The 23,120-nt window shown below is 59.7% G+C and carries 22 protein-coding genes; 9 read left to right on the forward strand and 13 right to left on the reverse strand.

Annotation, left to right across the window (positions count from 1 at the left end; genetic code table 11):
• Positions 1-247 precede the first annotated feature (247 nt).
• Complete coding sequence (locus B5E56_RS01770; RefSeq protein WP_242958727.1) at positions 248-1,648, forward strand: recombinase family protein; 1,401 nt, start codon at positions 248-250, stop codon at positions 1,646-1,648.
• A 29-nt stretch (positions 1,649-1,677) separates the two neighbouring features.
• Here B5E56_RS01770 and B5E56_RS01775 read toward each other — a convergent pair whose 3' ends face one another.
• Both B5E56_RS01775 and B5E56_RS01780 read right to left on the reverse strand, forming a co-directional pair.
• On the reverse strand, positions 1,678-2,967 hold the full coding sequence (locus tag B5E56_RS01775) for a FeoB small GTPase domain-containing protein (protein WP_087388147.1): 1,290 nt from the start codon (positions 2,965-2,967) through the stop codon (positions 1,678-1,680).
• The gene (locus B5E56_RS01780; protein ID WP_087187506.1) at positions 2,958-3,200 is read right to left on the reverse strand and encodes a FeoA family protein; all 243 of its coding nucleotides are present in this window, start codon (positions 3,198-3,200) and stop codon (positions 2,958-2,960) included. Before B5E56_RS01780 ends, B5E56_RS01775 begins: the two co-directional genes overlap by 10 nt.
• 231 nt (positions 3,201-3,431) lie before the next feature.
• Here B5E56_RS01780 and B5E56_RS01785 point away from each other — a divergent pair, with 231 nt between their 5' ends.
• The gene (locus tag B5E56_RS01785; protein ID WP_087187507.1) at positions 3,432-4,799 is read left to right on the forward strand and encodes an MATE family efflux transporter; all 1,368 of its coding nucleotides are present in this window, start codon (positions 3,432-3,434) and stop codon (positions 4,797-4,799) included.
• Between the two features lie 99 nt (positions 4,800-4,898).
• Here the strand turns inward: B5E56_RS01785 and B5E56_RS01790 are convergent, their stop codons facing one another.
• From B5E56_RS01790 to B5E56_RS01800, 3 genes are all read right to left on the reverse strand, one after another.
• Complete coding sequence (locus B5E56_RS01790) at positions 4,899-5,282, reverse strand: RidA family protein (RefSeq protein WP_087187508.1); 384 nt, start codon at positions 5,280-5,282, stop codon at positions 4,899-4,901.
• A 100-nt stretch (positions 5,283-5,382) separates the two neighbouring features.
• Entirely contained in the window at positions 5,383-5,721 is a 339-nt protein-coding gene (locus B5E56_RS01795; RefSeq protein ID WP_087187509.1) for a hypothetical protein, read from the reverse strand.
• 144 nt (positions 5,722-5,865) lie between these two features.
• A complete protein-coding gene (locus tag B5E56_RS01800) occupies positions 5,866-6,822 on the reverse strand; it encodes an L-lactate dehydrogenase (RefSeq protein ID WP_087388148.1) in 957 nt (318 codons plus the stop codon).
• 264 nt (positions 6,823-7,086) lie between these two features.
• Here B5E56_RS01800 and B5E56_RS01805 point away from each other — a divergent pair, with 264 nt between their 5' ends.
• The 5 genes from B5E56_RS01805 to B5E56_RS01825 all read left to right on the forward strand — a co-directional run bounded on the left by B5E56_RS01805 (position 7,087) and on the right by B5E56_RS01825 (position 14,011).
• Positions 7,087-7,761: a response regulator transcription factor gene (locus tag B5E56_RS01805; protein ID WP_087187511.1), complete on the forward strand. Its 675-nt coding sequence runs from the start codon at positions 7,087-7,089 to the stop codon at positions 7,759-7,761.
• Positions 7,751-9,340, forward strand: coding sequence for a sensor histidine kinase (locus B5E56_RS01810; protein WP_087388150.1), 1,590 nt, complete (start codon positions 7,751-7,753; stop codon positions 9,338-9,340). The genes B5E56_RS01805 and B5E56_RS01810 overlap by 11 nt, the downstream gene beginning before the upstream one ends.
• A 131-nt stretch (positions 9,341-9,471) precedes the next feature.
• A complete protein-coding gene (locus B5E56_RS01815; protein WP_087187513.1) occupies positions 9,472-10,206 on the forward strand; it encodes an ABC transporter ATP-binding protein in 735 nt (244 codons plus the stop codon).
• The gene (locus B5E56_RS01820) at positions 10,196-12,670 is read left to right on the forward strand and encodes a COG1361 S-layer family protein (RefSeq protein ID WP_087388153.1); all 2,475 of its coding nucleotides are present in this window, start codon (positions 10,196-10,198) and stop codon (positions 12,668-12,670) included. The genes B5E56_RS01815 and B5E56_RS01820 overlap by 11 nt, the downstream gene beginning before the upstream one ends.
• A 3-nt stretch (positions 12,671-12,673) precedes the next feature.
• Positions 12,674-14,011 carry an ABC transporter permease gene (locus B5E56_RS01825; RefSeq protein ID WP_087388155.1) on the forward strand — a complete coding sequence of 446 codons (1,338 nt, stop codon included), beginning with the start codon at positions 12,674-12,676 and terminating at the stop codon, positions 14,009-14,011.
• Between the two features lie 45 nt (positions 14,012-14,056).
• Here the strand turns inward: B5E56_RS01825 and B5E56_RS01830 are convergent, their stop codons facing one another.
• Entirely contained in the window at positions 14,057-14,842 is a 786-nt protein-coding gene (locus B5E56_RS01830; protein ID WP_087388158.1) for a TetR/AcrR family transcriptional regulator, read from the reverse strand.
• Between the two features lie 353 nt (positions 14,843-15,195).
• Between B5E56_RS01830 and B5E56_RS01835 the strand changes: the two genes are divergently transcribed.
• Together B5E56_RS01835 and B5E56_RS01840 are read left to right on the forward strand one after the other, a co-directional pair.
• Complete coding sequence (locus tag B5E56_RS01835; RefSeq protein WP_087388160.1) at positions 15,196-16,194, forward strand: amidohydrolase family protein; 999 nt, start codon at positions 15,196-15,198, stop codon at positions 16,192-16,194.
• Positions 16,195-16,210: 16 nt separating this feature from the next.
• Positions 16,211-17,311, forward strand: coding sequence for an MFS transporter (locus tag B5E56_RS01840; RefSeq protein ID WP_087388162.1), 1,101 nt, complete (start codon positions 16,211-16,213; stop codon positions 17,309-17,311).
• 96 nt (positions 17,312-17,407) lie between these two features.
• Here the strand turns inward: B5E56_RS01840 and B5E56_RS01845 are convergent, their stop codons facing one another.
• The 7 genes from B5E56_RS01845 to B5E56_RS01875 all read right to left on the reverse strand — a co-directional run bounded on the left by B5E56_RS01845 (position 17,408) and on the right by B5E56_RS01875 (position 23,120).
• Entirely contained in the window at positions 17,408-17,914 is a 507-nt protein-coding gene (locus B5E56_RS01845; protein WP_087388163.1) for a nucleoside-triphosphatase, read from the reverse strand.
• Positions 17,911-18,492 carry a hypothetical protein gene (locus B5E56_RS01850; protein WP_087329871.1) on the reverse strand — a complete coding sequence of 194 codons (582 nt, stop codon included), beginning with the start codon at positions 18,490-18,492 and terminating at the stop codon, positions 17,911-17,913. The genes B5E56_RS01845 and B5E56_RS01850 overlap by 4 nt, the downstream gene beginning before the upstream one ends.
• Entirely contained in the window at positions 18,489-19,175 is a 687-nt protein-coding gene (locus B5E56_RS01855) for a hypothetical protein (RefSeq protein ID WP_087388165.1), read from the reverse strand. Before B5E56_RS01855 ends, B5E56_RS01850 begins: the two co-directional genes overlap by 4 nt.
• Positions 19,176-19,242: 67 nt before the next feature.
• The gene (locus B5E56_RS01860; RefSeq protein WP_087388167.1) at positions 19,243-20,244 is read right to left on the reverse strand and encodes a hypothetical protein; all 1,002 of its coding nucleotides are present in this window, start codon (positions 20,242-20,244) and stop codon (positions 19,243-19,245) included.
• Positions 20,245-20,291: 47 nt separating this feature from the next.
• Complete coding sequence (locus tag B5E56_RS01865; RefSeq protein ID WP_087388169.1) at positions 20,292-21,068, reverse strand: ABC transporter ATP-binding protein; 777 nt, start codon at positions 21,066-21,068, stop codon at positions 20,292-20,294.
• Entirely contained in the window at positions 21,058-22,077 is a 1,020-nt protein-coding gene (locus tag B5E56_RS01870; RefSeq protein ID WP_087388170.1) for a FecCD family ABC transporter permease, read from the reverse strand. The genes B5E56_RS01865 and B5E56_RS01870 overlap by 11 nt, the downstream gene beginning before the upstream one ends.
• The gene (locus tag B5E56_RS01875) at positions 22,074-23,120 is read right to left on the reverse strand and encodes an ABC transporter substrate-binding protein (RefSeq protein ID WP_087388172.1); all 1,047 of its coding nucleotides are present in this window, start codon (positions 23,118-23,120) and stop codon (positions 22,074-22,076) included. The genes B5E56_RS01870 and B5E56_RS01875 overlap by 4 nt, the downstream gene beginning before the upstream one ends.

Consider the following 23,120-nt stretch of genomic DNA (forward strand, 5'->3'; position numbering starts at 1 on the left):
CTCCTTTACTATGCTACGCTTATATTATAGCAGCAGAATAGCCAAAAAAACACTGGGAAATTCTACGAAGTTCTTGTTAGCTTATTGTTGACTTTTTTAATCACACTATTTCAATGATGGCATTTGACGCTGTCCCTCACTTATGGTGTAACATTACTAAAAGTTGCACATTGAGATACACCCAAGTTCAAAATCTTTTAAAGACGCCAAATATAGACCATTGATATTAAGATAAGGAGGACGCCTCATGTCCAAGGACAAAATGATGGTATTCGGCTACGCCAGAGTCTCCACCGAGAACCAGCTGGAGAACTACTCCATCGAGGAGCAGACCGCTCGGCTGGAGTCCTATTGTGCCGCCAAGGGATGGGTGCTGCTGCACACCTATATAGACGGAGGATACTCCGGTGGGAACACAGACCGGCCTGCCCTTCAGACCATGCTGGCGCAGATCCGGGAGACCCATGTAGACGCTGTAGTGGTTTACAAGCTGGACCGGCTCAGCCGCTCCCAGAAGGATACCCTCACCCTCATCGAGGACGAGCTGCTGGCCCATGGCACTGATTTTGTCTCCATCAATGAGAACTTCGACACCTCTACACCCTTCGGCCGGGCCATGATCGGAATACTGTCCGTCTTTGCCCAGTTGGAGAAGGATCAAATCACCGAGCGCTTTACCATGGGCCGGATCGGCCGGGGCAAGGCCGGATACTTCCACGGCGGCGGCAACGCACCCACCGGCTATACCTATGCGGACGGGCTTCTTACCGTCAATGAGTACGAGGCTATACAGGTCCGGGAGGCCTTTGACCTCTTCCTGGCCGGGAAGTCCATCAACGCAATCTGGCATATTTTATCCACAAAGTACACCACAAAGTGGACAGCTGCAAAGGTCCGCAACGTGCTGAAGAACAGTCTCTATATCGGGAAGGTCCATTTCATGGGGCAAGAGTATGATGGAATACATCAGCCCATTGTGGAGAAGCGTGTCTTTACCGCCGCCAATCAGCTGCTCAACAGCCTGTCCCGTGAGGCGGCAAAAACAACATCCCAGCGCAACCCTTTCCGGGCGGGTTACCTGCTCTCAGGTCTGCTGTACTGCGGCCGCTGCGGAGCCCGGTACTCAGCCAACCATGGATATTACAAATGCTATTCCAGAGCCAAAAGCAGCCCTAAATTCGTCCGTGACCCGGACTGCAAAAATGACAACTGGGAGATCAGCACATTGGATCACTTGGTATGTCAGCAGGTGGATGCGATGGTCTCTAGCTCCGCTGCCGTAGATCACGCGATTATGGCTGCCGACGCCGCCAAGACGGTGCATATTGACAAGGATAAACTGCGCCGTACCTGTGCGGAGCTGGAGCGGCAGATCGAGCGTCTGATCGAGCTGTATCAGGTCGGCTCCATTCCCATGGCATCTATCACCCAGCGGGTCAACGATCTGTCGGCACAAAAGGCTGCGCTGGAATCGCAGCTTAACGCTCCGGATGAGGTGCCCGCCAAAGATCTGTTTCTTGCTGCCGTAGAGGACTACCGGCAGGGCTTTGCCGATGGGGACACAGACCGCAAGCGTGCGCTGCTGTCCGGCCTTTTGGATCGGATAACCATTGACGGCCAGTCGATCCAGCTCCACTGGAGGCTGTAAGCAGTAATTTGCAAAATTATATATACTACTCACATGGTCAGGGCCTGCTTGCCGCAGGCTTTGGCTTTTTGAAACGCATGATCCAGCAGAAAAGCCACCCGAGGAAGATATCCAAAATCCTCCAGCAATGTAAAAAGGGGAAAGAAGATGGCCATAGGGGGCAGCATGACGCTGATCACCCAGGCCAGCACCCGGTATACTCCCAGGACCAGCGCCCCGTGGAGCCACTCCGGAGCATTGAGCCAGACAAACAAGTCGGTAAGCCGATCCTGAATCCAGAACAACCCATCGGAAAGCAGCTGAGAGGGATAGTTAGCTCCCTCTATGGTGAGCCACAGCACAGCCGCCAGCAGAAGCAGCATAGCGGGAATACCGGTGGCCCTGGCGGTAAGCAATCGATCCAGCCGTTCCCCCCCTGCAGCAGCCACACCCTGGGGCAGGGCCTCTTGGGCAGCCTGGTGGGCTGCATGGACCAGGCTGGCCGCCAGCTGATCGCTCAGGTCCGTTATCCCGCTGTGGGTCAGCTGCTCTCTGGCCCTGGTCAACGCGGCTTGAAGTTCCTGGTCCTTCTCCGGGTCCCAGCCTGTCTGCCGTGCCAGGCTGGAAGGAAGCGTGGGATCTCCCTCCAGCAGCCGCAGCGCCGCCCAGCGTACAGGGAGTTTACCCTGGAGCCTGGACTCCAAAAGGGGTTTGAGGGAGGCAGCAGCAAATTCCACCTGGGGCGGATAACAAACTGGCCGGGGCTTGGGCGGCTCCTTTCCATCCAACAGATGGTCCAGTGCTTCCATCAGCTCCTCCAGCCCCTCCTCCCGCCCAGCGGAACTTCCAACCACTGGAACGCCCAAATAGGCAGACAAAGCCTCCAAATCCACCGTAATATGCTTGCGGGCAGCCTCGTCCAGCAGGTTGACACACACCACGGTTCTGGGTTCCAGCTCCAGGGTCTGGAACACCAGATTCAGATTGCGCTCCAGACAGGTGGCGTCGCACACCACCACCGCACCCTGAGCACCACCGAAGCAGAGAAAATCCCGTGCCACTTCCTCCTCAGCGGAGTGGGCTAACAGAGAATAGGTACCCGGCAGATCCACCAGTGTATAGGACCTTCCATTCCACTGGCATCGCCCTTGAGCCACCGCTACGGTCTTGCCCGGCCAGTTCCCGGTGTGCTGGCGCAGACCGGTCAGTGCATTAAACAGGGTAGACTTACCCACATTGGGATTGCCCGCCAGTGCCACCACCCGTTCCGCTCCGTCGATCCCTACCGGCTGGAGCACTGCCGCCGCGCCCGCTCCTGTGGCAGCACGCGTCAGTCCCATGGCGCGCCTGCCAGTCTGACGCCCCTGGCATCCCGCCGCCGCAGAGCAATGACCGCCCCACGGATCAGATAGGCTGCCGGGTCACCCGCTGGGCTGACTGCCGTGCAGCTCACTGCAGTCCCCGGTACCAGTCCCAGGTCCAGCAAACGCCGGCGCATGGCCGGTTCGGTCAGCACCTCGGCTACCTGGCCCCACTGGCCCACCCGAAGGGCATCCAAGGTAATGGTACTCATATCATAACGCTCCTCGCTGTCACTTGAAATGGGTGGAGGCTCACCGTCAGCCGGTGCAGGCCCCCACAACCTATCATATTGCGGAGCAGAAGGGGTGGTGCCTCTGAAAAACTGGTTCGTATACTGAAAATCTATTGACTAACCATATACAATCGATTAGAATAACAACGAAATGGATTCTTTTTTGCCGCAGCGGTCCGCTGCGGCTCTCTTTTCGGTTGGGAGGTTTTTATGTCAGAACTGCAAGAAAACAAAATGGGCGTTATGCCCATCAAACGTCTGGTCCTCTCCATGTCCCTGCCCATGATGATCTCCATGCTGGTGCAGGCTCTGTACAATGTGGTGGACAGCTACTTCGTGGCCAAAGTCAGCGAAAACGCACTGGCTGCCGTGGGAATGGCCTTCCCCTATCAGAACCTGATGATCGCCGTCAGCGTAGGTACCGGCGTGGGCGTCAACGCCCTGCTCTCCCGCAGCCTGGGCGCCAAGGACTTTGATACGGCCAACCGCACCGCAGAGAACGGCGTTTTCCTGGCCTTCCTCAGTATGCTGGTCTTTTCCATTGCAGGTGTTGTGTTTGCCGAGCCCTTCTTCCTGGCACAGAACAACGACCCAGATATCGTCAACCAGGGCGTGGCTTATCTGCGAATCTGCGCCGGGCTCTCCATTGGTCTCTTTATGGAGATCATGTTTGAGCGGCTGCTCCAGTCCACTGGACGCACCTTCTATACCATGATCACCCAGGGCGTGGGCGCAGTCATCAACATCGTTATGGACCCCATCCTCATCTTTGGCATTGGCCCCTTCCCGGAGATGGGCGTGGCCGGCGCTGCTGCCGCCACCGTGCTGGGCCAGATCGTTGCCGCCATTTTGGCTCTGATCTTCAATATTACCCACAACCATGAGATCCAGCCCAAACTGAAGGGGTTCCGCCCCCGCGGACATATCATTGGACGCATTTATAGCGTTGGTATCCCCACCATCGTACTCAACTCCATCAGCTCGGTGATGACCTTTGGTATGAACCTGATCCTGGGCGCCATCTCCACTTCCACCGCCGTGGCTGTATTCAACGTCTACTTCAAGCTCCAGAGCTTTGTATTCATGCCGGTATTTGGCCTGAATAACGGCATGGTACCCATCGTCTCCTACAACTTTGGTGCCCGGAAGCGTAAGCGTCTTACGGAAACTGTGCGCTTCAGCGCTATTCTGGCCGTTGGCATCATGCTGGTGGGCCTGGTGATCATTCAATTTTTCGCCGCCCCCATTCTGGGTCTGTTTGAGGCCTCGGCGGAAATGCTGCGGATCGGCGTGCCCGCCCTGCGGATCATCAGCCTGTGCTTTGTATTTGCCGGCTTCAACATCATCTGCTCCTCCACGTTCCAGGCCCTGGGCAACGGCGTGCTGAGCATGATCATGTCCATTGTCCGTCAGCTGGTGGTACTCCTCCCCGCCGCTTACTTCCTCTCCTTTACCGGAAGTGTAACCGCCGTGTGGTGGGCCTTTCCCATCGCCGAGATAGCCTCCCTGATTTTGAGTCTTCTCTTCCTGCGGCTGGTCTTCCGCAATGTGATTGCTCCCCTGGGAGACAGTGAGTAAGCCTTTAAAGTAAAATAATGAGATCTAAAAATAAGCAGCCCCCCGTGCCCGGTTTGACCAGGCGCGGGGGGCTGCTTTTCTCTTTGCAATGATCTATGCTCAGCACTTGACGGCAATGACTGCGATCTCGATCTTGCAGTTGTCCGCCAGGCCTACGTTGCCGTAGCACAGCCGGGCAGGCATCCGCTTGGGGTCAAAGTGGCGCACATACTCCGCGTTCATCTCGTCCCGCTCGGCAAAATCCCGCAGCAGCACGTCGATCCGCACCACATGGTCCATGTCGGAGCCGTAACGCTTGAGCAACTGCTCCAGGTTGTTCAGCACCTGGCGGGTCTCAAAGGTGATGTCGCCGCAGGCCAGCTCCTGGGTCTCCAGATCCTCGGATACCAGGCCGGAGAGGTAGAGGTACTTTCCGTCCACCACAACCAGATCGGAATAGGGGGCCTCCAGATCGTCTGTAAAGCGAATGTAGGTATTGTCCATAAAATCCACTTCATCCTTTCCATCATCGGGCCTGCATCTGAAGGACAGGCCTGTTCATGCCATTATCCCACAGATCCCGTCCAAACGCAACGGGTGCGCTTTACTTCACCTTGCTGATGGCGGTAATCACAGGAGTAGCACCGTCCACCCCCAGCTCACCGGTATAAGTAATCTCCACCGAGTCACCCTCGGCAAATCCGTCGACACTGACGCCCTTGCCGTAATCCATGCCCTGGTACTCACCATCGCCGGTAAGCAGCACCAGATAGTCCCCCATCTGGTTGATGATCCCGCTCACCTTTTTTTCCTCTACCTTCTCCGTGGACTGGGGCTGGCTGGAACCATCGTCCGTCTTTTTACCGCTGTCAGCCTTTCCGCAGGCGCTCAGTGCAAACACCACAAGCACCAGAGTAAGAACCAGGCAAATCTTCCGCTTCATAGTCATGTTCCTTTCTTTGTCCCTGTCTGGGATTGATGCATTCACCGGGCAGACCTTGCCGCCCGTGTTACGATGCTTAGACTCCCGTCGAGGTCGGAAAGTTGTGCCAGCCGCAAAAAGAAAGGAATTCTTTATAATTTCCGATTACAGTTCCAGAGTGGCAGCCACCTGCTTCAGGGTCTCCGCCGAGCGGCGCAGCTGCTCCTGCTCCTCCTGATCCAGCACGATAGGCACATGGGTCTCCACCCCGTCCAAGCCTACAATGGCAGGCATACTCAGGGCGATACCCTCGATGCCGTACTCACCGTGCATCATGGTGGACACCGGCAGGATGGACCGCTCATTGCGGACGATCACCTCGCAGATCCGCTTTACCGACATGGCAATGCCATAGTAGGTAGCCTGCTTCTTGGCAATGATCTCATAGGCGCTGGTCTTGACCTTCTCGGCAATCTCCTTCATGGCAGAGGCGTGATCGAAATGGCCCCGCATCTCGCAGAAGTCGTTGAGGGGGATACCGGAGACGTTGGAGCTGCTCCAGGCGGCGATCTCGCTGTCGCCGTGTTCACCGATGATGAAGGCGTGGACACTGCGGCTGTCCACATGGAGGTGCTGCCCCAGCTGGTACTTGAGCCGGGCGGTATCCAGCACGGTACCAGAGCCAATCACACGGTGCTCCGGCAACCCGCTGAGCTTGAGGGCTGCATAGGTCAGGATATCAACCGGATTGGAGACAATGAGCAGGATCCCCTGAAAATCCCGCTTTGCGATCTCAGGGATGATGCTCTTGAAGATCGCTACATTCTTGTGGACCAGATCCAGCCGGGTCTCGTTGGGCTTCTGATTGGCCCCCGCCGTCACAATGACCACGGCGGCGTCCGCCACATCGTCATAGGTACCGGCATAGATTTTCATAGCCCCCGCAAAGGGGATGCCGTGAGCAATGTCCTTGGCCTCACCATCGGCCTTGTCGAAATTCACGTCCAGCAGCACCAGTTCCGAAAACAGATGGCTCTGCATCAGGGCAAAGGCCGTGGCGGAGCCTACAAAACCGCAGCCGACGATGGCAGCTTTGCGGGGATTGACGATGGTCTTTCTCATCATATACACCTCTCTATGTTCCGTGGATCACTCCACGGCCTGTGCTTTTGCAGGTTTCCTTGCGTTGTCTAAATCATATATGATTTTAGGTATTTTGTCTGTTGCTATTGCAACAGAACAGCAATTTTCTTTGGGTGCTGGGCTCTATTGGTTCCTCGCGTCTTAAGATTCGTAAAGGCTCCGCTTTTTTCGCGGGCCGGACTTTCCCAATCCGCCTTCCTCTGTTACAATGGGAGCACAATACAGCACGAGGAGGCGCTGTCCATGACACCTATGATTCTCATTGCCGAGGACGACGCGGATATCCGGGGCCTGCTGCGTCTCTATCTGGAAGGCGAAGGCTTTCGGGTTCTGGAGGCGGATGACGGCAGCAAGGCGCTGGAACTGGCCCGAACCCACAGCCCTGACATGGCCATTCTGGATATCATGATGCCCGGCCTCAACGGGTTTGAGCTGACCCGCGCCCTGCGACAGTACAGCCAGCTGCCCATTTTGATCCTGTCCGCCAAAAACCAGGACAATGACAAGATTCTGGGTCTGAATCTGGGGGCGGACGACTACATTGCCAAGCCCTTTAACCCGGTGGAGATCGTGGCCCGAGTGAAGGCCCAGCTGCGCCGAGCGGGCCGGACAGGTCAGGATGTGCTCACGGTCCGGGATCTGGCGCTGGATACCGTCACCTGCCAGCTGTCCAAACGGGGCGTCCCCGTAGCTCTTACCCCCATGGAATATAAGATCCTGGCCCTGCTCATGCGCTCCCCCGGCCGGATCTTCACCAAGATCCAGCTGTACGAGGGGGCGGTGGGCCCCTACTTTGAGGGGGACGACAACACCATGATGGTCCACATCTCCAAGCTGCGGGACAAGCTGGAGGACGACCCGAAGGACCCCCGCTATATCATCACCGTGAGAGGATTGGGGTATAAGCTTGAAAAATAAACCGGTTCCCGGCAGCCTGTTCGGCCTGCTGGTACGCAATTACCTGCTGTTTACCCTCACCCTGCTGGTCATTGTGGGCGGGATCTTTTCTCTGTGGGATCAGTGGCTGACCCGGCTCTATCAACCGGCGGACTGGGCCGGTCTGATGGCCGACAGCGCCTTGTTATCCGGCAATTACCAGAGCCTGACCTGCTATACCGGCGACACAGGCAGCGCCTTTGCCGTCTATGACGGGGATGGTCTACTGGTCTACTCCTCCGATCTCGGGTTTGACCCGCTCTGCACCCCCAGTGAACTGGACTGCGTCCAGCTCTGGGATGCAGATGCCGCCGTTACCACCTTTGCGTTGTCCAACGCGAACAAAGAATCCCGCTATCTGGTGATCCGTCAGTCCATGAGCGACGGATCGGTGGACACCATGGTGCTGAATGGCTCCTATGAGGTCATATTTGGCGGCCTGAAGGAGGGCAAGACCGTCTATACGCCCCAGGAATTTCTCTACCTGTCCGGCAAGCGGTTTTCCGACGCCTTTCTTACCCGTGGTGTCTTTGTCAATCAGGACAACGAGCCCATGACCGTTCTGCTGCGTGAGGCGGTGATCAGCGACGCCGATTACATGAAACGCTATCAGGATTCCTGGAAGGTTTGGCTCCTCTTTATCCCCCTGTTCCTGCTCAGCGCAGGGCTCTTCATCTGGTGGCTCAGCCGCCGGATCGGCCGGCCTCTGCGCAGGCTCAACGACGCGGTGGTCTCCCAGTCCGAGGGCCGGATGGTCCGGGTGGGGGACTGCGGCGGAACCCGGGAGATCCGGCGTATTGGGGAGAGCTTTGACCGTTTTTCCGACCGGCTGGCCGAGAGTGAAGCGGAGCGCCAGCGGCTGGATCAGGGCAGGCAGAAGCTGATTGCCGACATCTCCCACGACCTCAAAACTCCCATCACCGTCATTGCCGGCTACATTGACGCCATCTGCGACGGCAAGGTGCCCCCCGAGGAGCAGGAGCGCTATCTGCGGGCCATTCAGGGGAAGGCGGCCGCCCTCACTGAGCTGGTGGACGCCTTCCATGAATACAGCAAGGTGGAGCATCCGGAGTTCGTACTCCACACCGAGCCCACCGATCTGTGCGAATTTCTGCGGGCCTATCTGGCGGACAAATATGATGAGATCGATCTGGCGGGCTTCGGGCTGGACATTGATCTGCCCGACCGGGCCCTGCGCTGCCAGCTGGATCCCCTGCAATTCCGCCGTGTGCTGGATAATCTGCTTTCCAACGCCCTGCGCCACAACCGGCTGGGCACCATGCTCTTCTTCCGACTGACCGAGACCGAGGGCAAGGCTTTGCTCACTGTGGCGGACAACGGTGCGGGCATCCCCCCGCAGCGGATCCAGTCTATTTTTGAGCCTTTCGTTGTGGGCAGCGACGCCCGCTCCGGCCAGGGCAGCGGCCTGGGCCTGTCCATCACCCGCCGTATCATGGAGCTGCACGGCGGCTCTATTTCCCTCTCCACTCGCCCCGCTGCAGGGAAAGGCACGGAATTTCTCCTCACCCTTCCCCTGTGGCAGCCGCCTGCCTCCACCTGATTTGACGCTCCGGACTGTTTTCAGTCCGGAGCGTCTTTTTTCTTTCTCCTACCTTTACAAATCTTAAACAAACCCACACGAGGGATAAAGAGTGGTCGGGTATACTCCCATTCAGAAAGGGGGCAACACCTATGAATGGGCCTGATTTGCGCAGCCGCCCCATTATTGAAGTGAAAAATGTCCGCAAAGAGTACCCCATCGGCGACGAGACGGTGGTGGCACTCAAGCGCATCAATCTAAGCGTGTCCCGTGGGGAGATCTGCTGCATCTTCGGCACCTCCGGCTCGGGCAAAAGCACCCTGCTCAACCAGCTGGCCGGTATGGAGAAGCCCACCCGTGGGGAGGTCCTCATCGGCGGAGTGCCCATCTCCCGGCTGAATGAGAATCAGCTGGCCGCCTTCCGGCAGCAGCACTTGGGCTTTGTGTTTCAGTCCTACAACCTGCTGCCCAACCTGACCGCCACCGAAAACGTGGCTCTCCCCCTGATGTTTCGGGGGGTGCCCAAAGCCCAGCGGGAGGCCGCCGCCCGCAAGCTGCTCACCCGGGTGGGGCTGGCCCACCGGCTGGACCACTTTCCCCGCCAAATGTCGGGCGGTCAGCAGCAGCGTGCGGGCATCGCCCGGGCCTTTATTGCCCGGCCCGACGTGGTCTTTGCCGACGAGCCCACCGGCAACCTGGACTCCAAAACCACGGTAGAGATCATGAACATGATCTGCACCTTTGCCCGTGACTACCACCAGACCATCATTCTGGTCACCCACGATCCGGAAATGGCTGCCTATGCCAATCGGATCGTCACCCTCATCGACGGCGAGATCGTCAGCAACAAAGTCAATCCAAAGGAGAGATCTTCCCATGAAACATAACCTATTCCGCACCGGCGTTTCTCTGCTTCTGCTGCTGGCCATGCTGGCAGCGGCGCTGCCCGCAGTCTTTGCCGCCGAGGGCAGCAATCTGTACATCACCGGCTACCAGGTCACCGATTCCTCCGGCCGCTCGGTGGGCAGCATCAAAAAAGGCAATACGGTCAACATCACCGTGTCCGTCAAGGATACCGGCGACGGCACCGGGGCCGGCGATCCCAAAACCCTGGACATTACCAAGCTGGACGACAGCTTTACCGGCGGCTCCCTCTCGGTGGAAAAGACCTCCTCTGAGTCCGCCCCGCTGGTCTACGCCGTCCGGCTCACTGGCCTGACCTATAAGGGCGTGGGCCAGAGCCTGAAGCTCCAGGTGGGCACCGCCGGCGATGCCAGTTCCTATCAGACCCTGGAGGTTACCATTACCGAAGCGGTGGTATATGAAGCGCCCACCAATGTTCCAGAGCCTCCCTCCGCGCCAGATCCCGCCCCCGCCCCCATGGTGCTGGTCTCCCGCAGCGAGCTGGAGAAGCCCATTGAATCCGGGCAGGAGGTCAAGCTGAAGGTCACCTTCCAAAACCTGAGCAGCACTAAGCTGAAATCCCCTGTAGTCACCTTTACCCCCTCCGATGGTCTTCTGCTGGAGAGCGGCACTTCTTCTTTCCCCCTGGCGGACATTGCCGGAAAAAAGAGTGTCAGCTTGGAGATCACGATCAAGGGCGCCAGCGCCATCCCCTCCCCCGCCCAATCTTTAGGCGTGGATCTGAAGTTCAACTACTACAACAACGTCTCCACCGTTCAGGGTAATGTTACCGACAAGATTTCCATTCCCGCCATTGGCCGGGAGAGCGTGCCTCAGCCGGTGGTGCTGGTCACCCGTTCCACCCTGCCCCATCCTCTGGCCGTGGATGAGACCGCAACCATCACCCTCCGTTTCCAGAACACCAGCTCCACCCCGCTGGTCAAGCCGGTGGTAGCTGTCACTCCCTCCGAGTCCCTGATGATCCTCAACGACGCCGCTACCTTCCTGCTGCCTGACATCCAGCCCGGTAAAACCGCTACCCTGGACGTACAGATCCAGGTGGCCCGGGGCAACAGCAGTACCAGCCAGACTCTGAGCACCGAGCTGAAATACGGCTATGACAACGGCGGTATGATGACCCAGGCCTCGGTGTCCGACAAAGTGGTGGTACCCACCCAAGCCAAAGAGACTGTGCCCCAGCCGGTGGTGCTGGTTACCCGCTCGGCCACAGGCAAGCCTATCTCCGCCGGTGAGACTCTGCCGGTCACCCTCACCTTCCAGAACGCCGGCACCACGTCCCTGGTCAAACCGGTGGTGTCTGTCACCACCTCCGAGTCCCTGATTCTGATGGACCCCACTTCCACCTTCCTGCTGCCTGATCTGGCCCCGGGAAAAAGCACCTCTATCTCCGTCAAGGTACAGGCTACCAAGGATCTCTCCTCCACCAACCAGTCCCTGAACACCGAACTGAAGTACCTCTATGACAACGGCGAAACCATGACCCAGGCCACTTCCTCCGACAAAGTGAACATCGCTGCCAACGCCTCCTCCAAGTCGGATGCCTCCGTGCCCAACGTGGTGGTACGCAGCTATTCCTACGGCGAGAGTTCCGTACCCTCCGGCAGCGCCTTCCCTCTGAACTTTACCTTTGAGAACACCGGCGCCGTGCCCATCTCCAACGTGGTAGTCACCATGGACGGCGGAGAGACCTTCACCATGGACGCCAGCACCAACACCTATTTCTACAAGGCTCTTGCCGCCGGGGCCAGCCAGAGTCAGGAGATCCCCATGCGGGCCGTACCCACCGGCAAAAGCGGTGCGCAGGGCCTGACCCTCTCCTTCAAATATGAATATGTGGACGGTGAGAAGCGCACCCAGGCCAGCTCCGACGTAAAGCTGTCCATCCCCGTCTACCAGCCCGACCGCTTCCAGATCAACGCCCCCTCCGTGCCGGAAACGGTATCCATGGGGGAGGAGACCGAGCTGCTGCTGACTTATGTCAACAAAGGCAAGGATGATCTGGCCAATCTGGAGGCCACGGTGGAGGGTGAAGGGGTGGATACCCCCGCCCGCACCCAGTACCTGGGCAACGTCACCGCAGGCGCTAACGGCAACATTGGCTTTGCTCTTACCCCTAACACCGAGGGAGACGTGAAGGTGGTGCTGAAGATCACCTACGAAAACGCCGACCAGCAGGTCCAGACCCGGGAATTCCCTGTCACCCTCCATGTGACCGCTCCCCCGCCGCCAGAGGATTTCCCCGACGACTTTGATCCCGACATGGACGAAGGCGGGTTCCCCTGGATGACTGTGGGACTGGCCGCCGGAGCGGTGGTGCTGGTCGGCGGCGGAGGACTGCTGATCTGGAAAAAGAAAAAGGGCGGCAAAACCGAAGAAAGCAGCTGGGACGACTGGGACGACACCCCGCCTTCCAACGAGGGGGAATAAGCCATGAAGCAAAAAGATATGCTGCGCATCTGCCTGCAAAACCTGATGCGCCGCAAATCCCGTACCTTCCTCACCGTGCTGGGCGTCCTCATCGGCTGCTGTTCCATCGTGATCATGGTCTCTCTGGGCATCGGCATGAAGGAGGCCCAGGACAAGACCCTGGCGGAGATGGGTGATCTGACCATCATCACGGTCAACGCCCCCCAGGGCGGCCGGGGCAAGGTCAAGCTGGACGACCCGCTGCTGCGGCGGCTGAAGGCCCTGCCCGGCGTGGAGGCCCTCACCCCCAAGCTGTCCCTGGAGGCGGAATCCATCCGCCTCATCACCGGAACAGGAAAACGCTATATCGCCGATTGGACCACGGTAGTGGGCGTGGATACCGCCGCAATGGAGCAGATGGGCTATCATCTCACTGCCGGCGTCCTGCCCAAGCGGGAAGGCGAGATCCTGACCGGCCAATACCTGGCCTACAGCTTCAAGGACACCCTGCGCCCGGAGGGCCGCAACATGATCGACCGCTGGACCGGCGAATTTGACGACACCGGCAAGCCCGTGGACCCTCCGCCCCCCTATCTGGACCCGCTGAAGCAGCCCATAACCATGGAAATTGAGACGCAGAACGGAAAAATAACCCTGCCCTTTAACCCGGTAGGCGCGGTAAAGGAAGACTACTCCAAGGGTAGCGAGACCTCCGAAGGCATTCTGCTCAATATGCCCGATCTGCTGAAGCTGATGGAAAAGACTCAGGGCCGCAAGGGCAAAAAGCCTGCCTATGACTCCATCATGGTCAAGGTCAAAAGCATCGATCAGGTGGAACCGGTGGAGCGGGAGATCAAGTCCATGGGCTATCCCACCGAGTCCATGGAGAGCATCCGCAAGCCCATGGAAAAGGAGGCCCGGCAGAAGCAGATGATGCTGGGCGGTCTGGGCGCCATCTCCCTGTTTGTTGCCGCTCTGGGCATCACCAATACCATGATCATGTCCATCTCGGAGCGCACCCGGGAGATCGGCATTATGAAGTCCCTGGGCTGCTACGTCACCGACATCCGGATCATGTTCCTCTCAGAGGCCGGGGCCATTGGCCTCATCGGCGGACTGATCGGCTGTGTCATCAGTTTTATCGCCTCGGTGGCCATCAATCTGGTCTCACTGGGGCCATCCATGGAAAATCTCCTGCCCGCCATCGTGGGCGGCGAGACCGTGACCCGGGTCTCGGTGATCCCGCCCTGGCTGCTGCTCTTCGCTATCCTGTTCTCCATTCTCATTGGCCTGGGCTCCGGCTATTATCCCGCCAACAAGGCGGTACGCATACCCGCCCTGGAAGCCATCAAGAGTGAATAATAAATAACAGCCTCCCGGCAATGCCGGGAGGCTGTTATTTATTATTTATTTTAAAATTCCGTTGAGGAAGATCCCCGTCAGGGTGTCCACGATCTGTTCATCGGTGTACTGGGGCTGGATGCCCACCACAATCTTGTACTGGATGGCAAAGCCGAACAGAGACCCTACATATGTCTTAGCCGTCAAATAGAGGTCCAGCCCATCCCGCAGCCGGGTCTGATCGGCATACTGCTTGAGCACCGTCTCCAGGCACCGGGCCACATAACCGATGCCGTTTTTATGGTACATATTGCTGATCTCCGGGTGGCGGTTGGAGTCCCGGATAATAGCCCGGGTAAAAGCCGTCCGCTCCGGCGTGTTGAAGATGGACAGATAGTCCAAGCCGATGCGCTTGACGGCGGCCTCCAGGTCAAAGTCTCCCATCTCCGGCTGGATGCTCAGGAAATTGAAATGGAAGGGAGTCTCCTGCATGACTGCGGAATAGAGGGACTCCTTGTCTTTGAAATACTGATACAGCGAAGCCTTGGAATAGCCCGACTCCCGGGCAATCATATCCATAGACACACCGTCGTAGCCATGCTCCCCGAACAGGATCAGCGCCGTCTGGAGGATGGAGGCGCGATTTGCGTTATAAACGTCCTGAAGGGCCTCGTCCTCTGAAATATTCAACTGCTGAAACAGGTCCTTCTTCCCCTGAAAATAGAGGTAAATGGTGGATGGCGATATGCCCGCCCGTTTGGCAATGCTGTTAATGGTGGTCCCTTTATAGCCTTCCTGCTGAAAAATTTCTTTCGCTGTCCGCAGGATCTTTTCTCTGACCTCATGCTCCATGTGCACTTCTCCCTTCCGTCCGGCAGTACACGCCGCCGGACCCGGAATCGCAGAGGCGCTTGCGTGCAGATCACGCTGCCCCGCAGACAGCGTCCAAACCAGATAGTCTTAGTTTATCCCGTTATTCAAATGATGTCAAGCCAATCTGAACCCCTCCCCGCTTCCCTGGGCGTTCCAGTATTCCGCACAAGGTTTTCCTCCCATTTTTGTCTAAAACACATATTCTTCCTTTTTTCGCGCGATAATAACAGAATAACACTTGACAGTATGGTGTTGTTATGATACTCTCTATCTACAGTAATAATTATTACCGAATGATTCATTTAGATTATTACAATGAGAGGATATGTGGTATGAGACGCATCGACCTGGAAAACCATTTTTATGACCAAAGCCTGATAGACGCGTTGGCCAGCCGGACCATGCCCCCCCGCTATGACGCCAAAACCGACATCATCCACTGGACGGACAACATCACCATGCCTCAGGGCGTCCTGCTGCAGAAGCTGCTGGATGTGTGCGAGAAGCGGCTGGAACTGATGGACCGCCAGGGCATCTCCCAGGCTGTCCTCAGCTGTTCTCCCGGCGCGGAGGAACTGCCCATTGCAGACAGCATCGCCGTCTGCCGGGCCACCAACGACGCCCTGTATCAGCTGACCCGCCGCCATCCTGACCGTTTCCTCGGCAGTGCCATCCTGCCAGTGGGGGATGTGGACGCCGCGCAGAAAGAGCTGGAGCGTTGCGTGAAGGAATATGGCTTTGTCAGCTGGCATACCCACTCCAACTACGGTGATACTTCCGCTGACCATCCACGCTATCGTCCCCTGTTCCACAAGGCAGCAGAGCTGGGCGTCTACGTCTACCTCCACCCCCAGCTGCCCAAGGGCCAGCGATACGAGGGCTTCGGCTTCACCTTTGCCGGTCCCGGCCTTGGCTTTACCGTGGATACGGTGACTACCCTGCTGCGGATGGTGGTATCCGGCCTGTTTGATGAGGTACCTCAGCTCAAGCTGGTGCTTGGCCATCTGGGTGAGGGCCTGCCCTTCCTGATGGAGCGAATCGAGAACCGGATCAAATTTTTGCCCAATCCCGCTCTTCAATGCAAGCAGGATCTGGGGTATTATTTCCGTAATAACATCTGGGTCACCACCAGCGGCAATATGTCCAAGGAGGCCTTCCAGTGCACCAAGGACGTGCTGGGGATGGATCACATCCTCTTCGCCAGCGACTATCCCTACGAGTCCCTGGAAGATATGATGGCTTTCCTGGGTCAGCTTCCCCTAAGCCAGGAAGAGACGGAACAGCTCTATTTCCGCAACGCCCAGCAGGCGTTGGGTATCCCTCAGATTTGATCAGGAGGTAATTGTGATGAAAAGTCATAAGAACGACGGCAATAAATCCTCTGTAGTCAACTTTGGCCTTCACGGCTGGGTCACCATTTTTTACTGTCTGCTCATGTTCTGGCTGTATGCCGGCATGGTCAACAGCGGCGCAAATGTCACTGCTCCCGCCATTGCGGAAAAATTCGGCATCCTCAGCGGCACCGTACTCACCATGAACACCGTGGCTGGTGTAGTCGGCGTCATCTTCTTTATCATCGTTGGCCAGGTCAACCGAGCCATCGGCGCCCGCATCACCTCCGGTGTGTGTATGATCCTGGCCGGTATCGCCTACTGGGGCGTGGGCAACGCCGTCAATCTGGCCATGTACACCATCTGTATGTGTGTGGTGGTGGGCGGCGTCATGTCCGCGGGCTACATCTCCGGCGGCGACCTGGTGACCCAGTGGTTTCCCAAGAAAAAGGGCATCGTCATGGGTTACACCACCATGGGCCATAACCTGGCCTCCGTGGCTTTCGTTCCCCTGATTACCTATCTGGTGGGCACCATGGGCATCGGCAACGGCGTGCTGCCCATCTCCGTCTGTTGCATCGTACTGGGCGTGCTGGGTCTGCTCATCGTGCGCAACACGCCTCAGGAGCGGGGCCTCAATCCCGACAACGTGTCCGACGAGGTCTATCAGAACGAGTATTATCACGGTCCCCAGGACAACGTCGGCGGCTGGACCACCAAGAAGCTGCTATGCTGCAAGGAGACCTGGCTGGTGGCCATCACCACCGGTATGTTCCAGATCTGCTCCCTGGGCGTGGTGTCCCAGATGGTGCTGCGCAACATGGAGCTGGGCTTCACCCGTGAGCAGGCCAACTTCACCACCTCTCTGGTTACCTCCGTCTACGGCCGCCAGGGCTTCAGCAAGGTCAACTCCGTGATCTTCCCCATCCAGGGCGCCGTCTCCGCCCTCTCCTTCGTGGTCAATGGCGTGGTGTTCAACATCACCGGCGGCAACCTGCGCTATACCTATATCATCTTCGCCGGTGTGTCCATCGTCTCCTCTCTCATTGTGCTGGTCATCGACGAGCACCGCTTCAACCGGGACTGGCAGCAGGGCCAGAGCTCTGCCCGTTCCTGATCCCTCCTACTCCCCTCATCTTGTCCGTACAGACGGACCATTCCCTCAAAAAGGCCCGCCGCAGGCTGTTGCACCTGCGGCGGGCCGCTTTTTGTCTTATGGGTTGAAAGATAATTCCGCACTCAGCCGGAGATGGAGTTCTTCCCGGTTGTCCGGGGTAATGAGGCATAGCCGTGCCCCCGGCAGGGAGCGCACTCGGTTTAGGAAGGGCGTTTTCGCCGGCTTGACGGCGGCCAGAACCAGTCTGCTGCGGCACATCAGCTCCACCACCGCCTGCTGGAAGCGGGGGGCCTCCTCTTCCAGTACCCCCAGCTCGTCCAGCACCGTTACGCCCCCCGTCGGGATGGCCTCCAGCCACACCGCCGCCCGCTGGAAGGCCTCCGGAAAGGCACGCCGGGGCTGTCCCGGCAGCCGCCGCCCCACCCGGTTCTCATCTCCGTATCGAGGCGGCTGCCCCATTGGGTGGATGTAGATGGAAAAGCCCTCCCCCTCCGCCTCCTTGCGGGTCCAGAAGCCCCGGGCCTCCGGGAGCCGCTCGCCCAACAGGCGGCGGATCAGGGTGGTCTTGCCCACGCCGATCTCACCCTGAATCAGCAGGATCATTCCGCCCCACCTCCATAATATTTGGCGGTGTGGTAGGCAAACAGCCCCTGGAGCATGGAGGTGATGTTGCCGGTGGACACCGAGGCCCCGGTGACCGCGTCGGCATCCACCCCGGCGATCTGCGTGCCGTAGCCCTCCCAGGCGTCCAGGTCCGCCTTGGTGGCCTTGACCAGCATCTGGACAAAATGCTCATCCATATATTCCTCGGTATACTCGGCAATGTAGTAATTGGGGTTGCTGTCCCCCCATAAGCCCTGGTTGTTGCCGAAGCTGATGGCCCGGATGGCGGCGTCCTCCGGGTCGTCCTTGTTGTTGAGCAGCTCCACATAGGCCACCGACATATAGTTGACGATGGAATCCCGGCAGGTGCAGGAGGGGAAGGCCACCTGATAGCTGGTAAAGGTGGAATTGCTCTGCTCAAAGAGGATCACCGCCGTCTCCTGACTGTCCGCCCCGCCGGATGCATAGTGGGTAAAGGTGAAGGTGGGAAACTTCTCCTCCGTCCGGACGTTTTCTCCGCCTCCGCAGCCGGACAGCAGAAGCAGCAGGACCAGCACTGCCGCCGCCCCCCGCCTCATGTTCCGTCCTCCAGGGGATGGAGCCGGTCAAAGTCCAGATAGGCGTAATCCGCCCGCCAGGTGGCGTAGATCTTCTCCCCGTCGGCGTCCTCGGGGTAGATCACCAGCTCCTGGGCGTGGTCGCCGGTATAAGTCCAGTTGGCCCCCACGTTGTACAGCAGCTCCGGGTCCCAGCCCAGGTAGATCAGCAGCTCCTTCATCATCCCCGCGTAGCCTCCGCCGCCGCACATGAGGAAGATGGCCTGATCCTTGGGGAACAGCTCCTCCAGGATCAGCTCCGACTCCTCATACAAGGGCCTGGCCTGGGCCACGGTGCCGTCCTCCGCCCAGGTCACCTCATAGAGGCACTCCCCCTCATAGCCGCCGGACACCGGCAGGGTCTGGAGGGTAGCCAGGTAGGGATAGGGCACAATGCGGAAGCCCTCGATGGTGCGGGTCAGGTCGGCTTCTCCTCCTATCTCGCCGTAGTTGGCCGGATCGAAGAGCAGCCGCACGTCCCGGTAGGCCACGTCCTCCCGGCCCAGATACTGGTCGATGGTCTCCATATTGATGTTGCTGTCCACCCCGAATGGGCTGTCCCCCATGGGCTCCGGGGGTGGCAGGGCAGCCTGCCCGCCTCCGGAGCAGCCGGACAGGCACAGACACAGGGCCAGCGCCGCCCCACACACACGCTTGCTTCTCATTTCCACATCCTCCTTTGACCGGCAAGGGCCGGGGGCAGACTCCGCCCCCGGCCCTGTTGGTCCCAGATCACTGGGCCACGATCTCCACCACCAGCTTGCAGTAGGCTTTGGAGGAGGTCTCCAGGCAGGGCGCCACCCAGACGGTGCCCTCCTCGCCGGTCTCCTTGTCCTTCTCGATGGCCAGCAGGGTGTACTCGCTGTCGGCGCTCTCCAGATCCAGCTCGGTCTCGTAGCCGTCATTGGCCACCGCCTTCACGCTGGTGTAGCCCTCCGCGCCGCAGGCGGCCAGCACATCACTGAGCCGATAGCCGGTGTAGGTGGAGGTGGAGGTCTCCCCGGCGCTGTTGGTGACGGTGGCATCGATCTTGTAGATGCTCAGCCCCGCCAGGGTATCGTTGGTCACCTCCGTGCCGTTCACCAGGAAGGAATAGGGCGCAAACTCCACCTTGTCGGTGCGGTCCTGGATCTCGGGCACGCCGCCGGTCTCACCGCCGGATTCGCCGCTCTGAGCGGGCTGCTGGGTCTCGCCGCCGTCCACGGCGATGGACACCATACCCTTCAGGTAGTCGCCGGTAGTGCCGGAGGAGCAGGGTGCGAACCAGGGGGAGCTCTTGAACTGCTCTCCGTCCTTGGAGATGGCCACCAATGTGGTAGGTGCGGCAGCGGTGGCCTGATCCACCTCCACCTCGTAGCCGTCGTTGGCAGCGGCGGTGACAGTGGTGTAGCTCTCCACACCGGCGGCGGCCAGCACGTCAGACAGAGCAAAGCCCACATAGACGCAGGTGGATTCAGTCCCGGCGCTGTTCACCGAGGTGGCCTGAACCTGATACACCGGATACTCCGCCATGGTCTCGTTGGTGATGTCGGTGCCGCCCACGTTGATGATGAAGGAAGGAATGGTAACTCCCTTCACTTCCTCCGCCGTGGGTTCCCCGCCGGTCTGGGGGCTCTCCACCACCGGCGTAGTGCCGGCGGGAGTCTGGGTATCGGGCGTTCCGGTCTCCCCGCCGCAGGCGCACAGCACCAGCAGCATGGCGAGGGACAGCAGCAATGCGGTCATTCGTTTCATTTCCATCTCTCCTTTTCTATTCTCATCCCAATGGGAACGAGTACCTGTTAAAGGGGTGGGTAGAGGCACACCCGCCGGCCCAGCTCCTGGCTGTAGCGCACCAGCAGCTGGGTGTCGTAGATCTGCCGCAGCAGCTCCTCAGTGAGCAGCTCCTCCGCCGGTCCGGAGCGCAGACAGCCCTGCCGGTCCAGCACCGCCGCCGTCCCGCCCAGCAGAATGGCGTGGTCCGGGTTGTGGGTGGTGACCACCGTGGCGTAGCCCCCCTCCGACAGACGGCGGACCATCCGCAGCACCCGCAGCTGGTTGCCGAAGTCCAAGTGGGCGGTGGGCTCGTCAAAGAGCACCACCTTGGGGTGGCGGACGATGGCCCGGGCTACGGTGGCCTGCTGCCGCTCGCCGCCGCTGATGTCGGTGTAGGGCCGGTGGGCCAGATGGGATAAGCCCATGGCCTCCAGTGCCTTTTCCGCCTCCCGCCGGTCCTCCGGCCCCGGCCGGGCCAGGGGTGAAAGGAGGGCCGCCCGGCCCATGAGTACAAACTCCAGCACGGAGTAGTCAAAGACCGGGGTGTGGTTCTGGGGCACATAGCCCGCCAGCCTGGCGATCTCCCGCTCGCTCATGGCGGTGATGTCCCGCCCGCACAGGCGGACGGCTCCTGCCTGGGTGGGCAGCAGGCCCATCATGCAGTTGAGGAGGGTGCTCTTGCCCGCGCCGTTGGGGCCCAGCACCGTTAAAATCTCCCCCTCCTTCAAGGTGAGACATACCTGCTCCAGCACCGGGGGACCGCCGGGGTAGGAAAAATTCAGATCGTGGATTTCATAGAGCATGGCCCGCCCTCCTTTGCCGCCACAGCAGCCAGCCGTAGAAGGGGGCCCCCACCAGTCCGGTGAGGATACTCACCGGCATCTCCTCCGCCCCGATGGTGCGGGTGAGGGTGTCCACCACCAGCAGGAACAGGCCGCCCAGCAGGGCGGACACCGGCAGCAGCCTGGTGTGGCCCGGCCCCGCCAGCATCCGGCCCAGGTGTGGAATGGTAAGGCCCACCCAGCTGATGGTACCTGTCAAGCACACCGATGAGGCAGTGAGAAGGGTGGCGCACAGGATCACCGTACCCCGCACCGCGCTCACCGGCAGGCCCAGAGCCCGGGCCTCTGTCTCTCCCATGGACAGCACATCAATGCGCCAGCCCATGAGGATGAGCACCACCGCCGGGATAAGCAGGAAGGGCAGGGCAGGCAGCAGGTCCTCCAGGGCCAGATAGTTGAAGCCGCCCATGGTCCAGTAGGTGATGGCAGCCAACTGGGTCTCCGGGTCGGCGGTGTATTTGAGAAAGCCCAGCAGAGAGGACATGGCGGACCCCACGATGATACCCGAGAGCACCAGCATCAGGTTGGCCCGGCTGCGCAGCAGCATGGGCAGGGTTACCGTCAGCCCCACCGCCAGCAGGCCGCCGGCAAAGGCGAAGAGCTGGACCCACCCGCTGGTGAGGGAGAGGAGGATGGCCGCCGCCGCCCCCACGCAGGCGCCCCCCGACACTCCCAGAAAGTCCGGGGAGATCAGCGGGTTTTGAAACACGCCCTGATAGGCCGCGCCGGAGACCGACAGTGCGGCTCCCACCAGAATGCTGGCCAGGATGCGGGGGACCCGCAGGCCCAGCACTACGTTTGCCGTCATCTGGTCGGCGGACCCGCCGCCGGTCAGGGCCCCCCACAATACACTCAGGCTCTCCCAGGGAGTCACCGGATACTTTCCCACGCACACCGCCAGCACCGCCCCCACCGGCAGCAACACCGCCAGCAGAGGGATGAGCCATGGATTTCTTTTCCGTCCCCTCATGTCAGCGTATACCCCAGGTAGTCCGCATCAAAGGTGCGGCCGAAGAGGAAGGTATAGTAGTCCTCAATCTCCGCCTCCAGTTCCTGGGTGGAGAAGGCATCCGGATACATGGTGTGGAGCATCCAGAAGGTACCCAGCACACTGGCCACCCCCGGCATATCCCAGGTGTCAATACGAGCGGGAATCTGGTACACCCGCCCGTCCTCCACCGCCGCCAGGGCGCTCCAGGCCGGATCGGTAAGCAGCTCCTCCGGCGTATAGTCCAGGGCCGCCGAGCTGGTACAAAAGAGGTACTGGGGATCCCAGGAGAACACCGTCTCCACCCCCACGTTCATCCAGTTGCTGTCGTTGGTCACCTGGGCGGAGACACTGATGCCCCCCGCCTTTTCGATCATCCAGGACTGGAGCATATCTCCCCCGGCAATACGGCCCGGCTCGCTGCCCATCACCAGCACGGTGACCCGCTCCTCCTGTGGGATGCCGGCCACAATCTCGTCGATGGTCTCGAATTTACCCTCCATCCAGGCGATGACCTCCTCCGCCCGGTCCTCCCGGCCAAAGTAGGTCCCCAGCAGCCGTAGGGTCTGGTAGATGCCCTCCAGATCCTCCCCCGAGATGCACACCACGTCGATGCCCAGCCGCTCCACCGCCTCCACCGTCTCACTGTCGTTGGCCCGGTGGACCAGCACGGTGGCGCCGCTGGCCGCCATGGCTTCCAGATCCACCAAGCCCCGGCCCACCGTACCCGCCTCATCCAGAGCGGGTACCGCGTCGGTCCAGAAGGAGGACTTGGCATTGACCGCCACCACCTGCTCCGACAGGCCCAAAGCCACCAGGAAGGGCACCGCCGTACCGTACACCGAGGCAATCTTCTCCTCCGCCGGTTCCTCCGGCAGGGCCAGGGTCCGGCCCGCCCCGTCGGTAACGGTCTCCCCCGTGGGAGCGGGAGACTCCTGGGACTGGCCGCCGCAGGCGCACAGGTTCAGGGTCAGCAGCACCGCCAGCAGCAGGGCGCAGAGTGATTTTCCGTTATGCTTGGTCAT

This window comes from Flavonifractor sp. An112 (assembly GCF_002161085.1).
Classification (GTDB): domain Bacteria; phylum Bacillota; class Clostridia; order Oscillospirales; family Oscillospiraceae; genus Flavonifractor; species Flavonifractor avicola.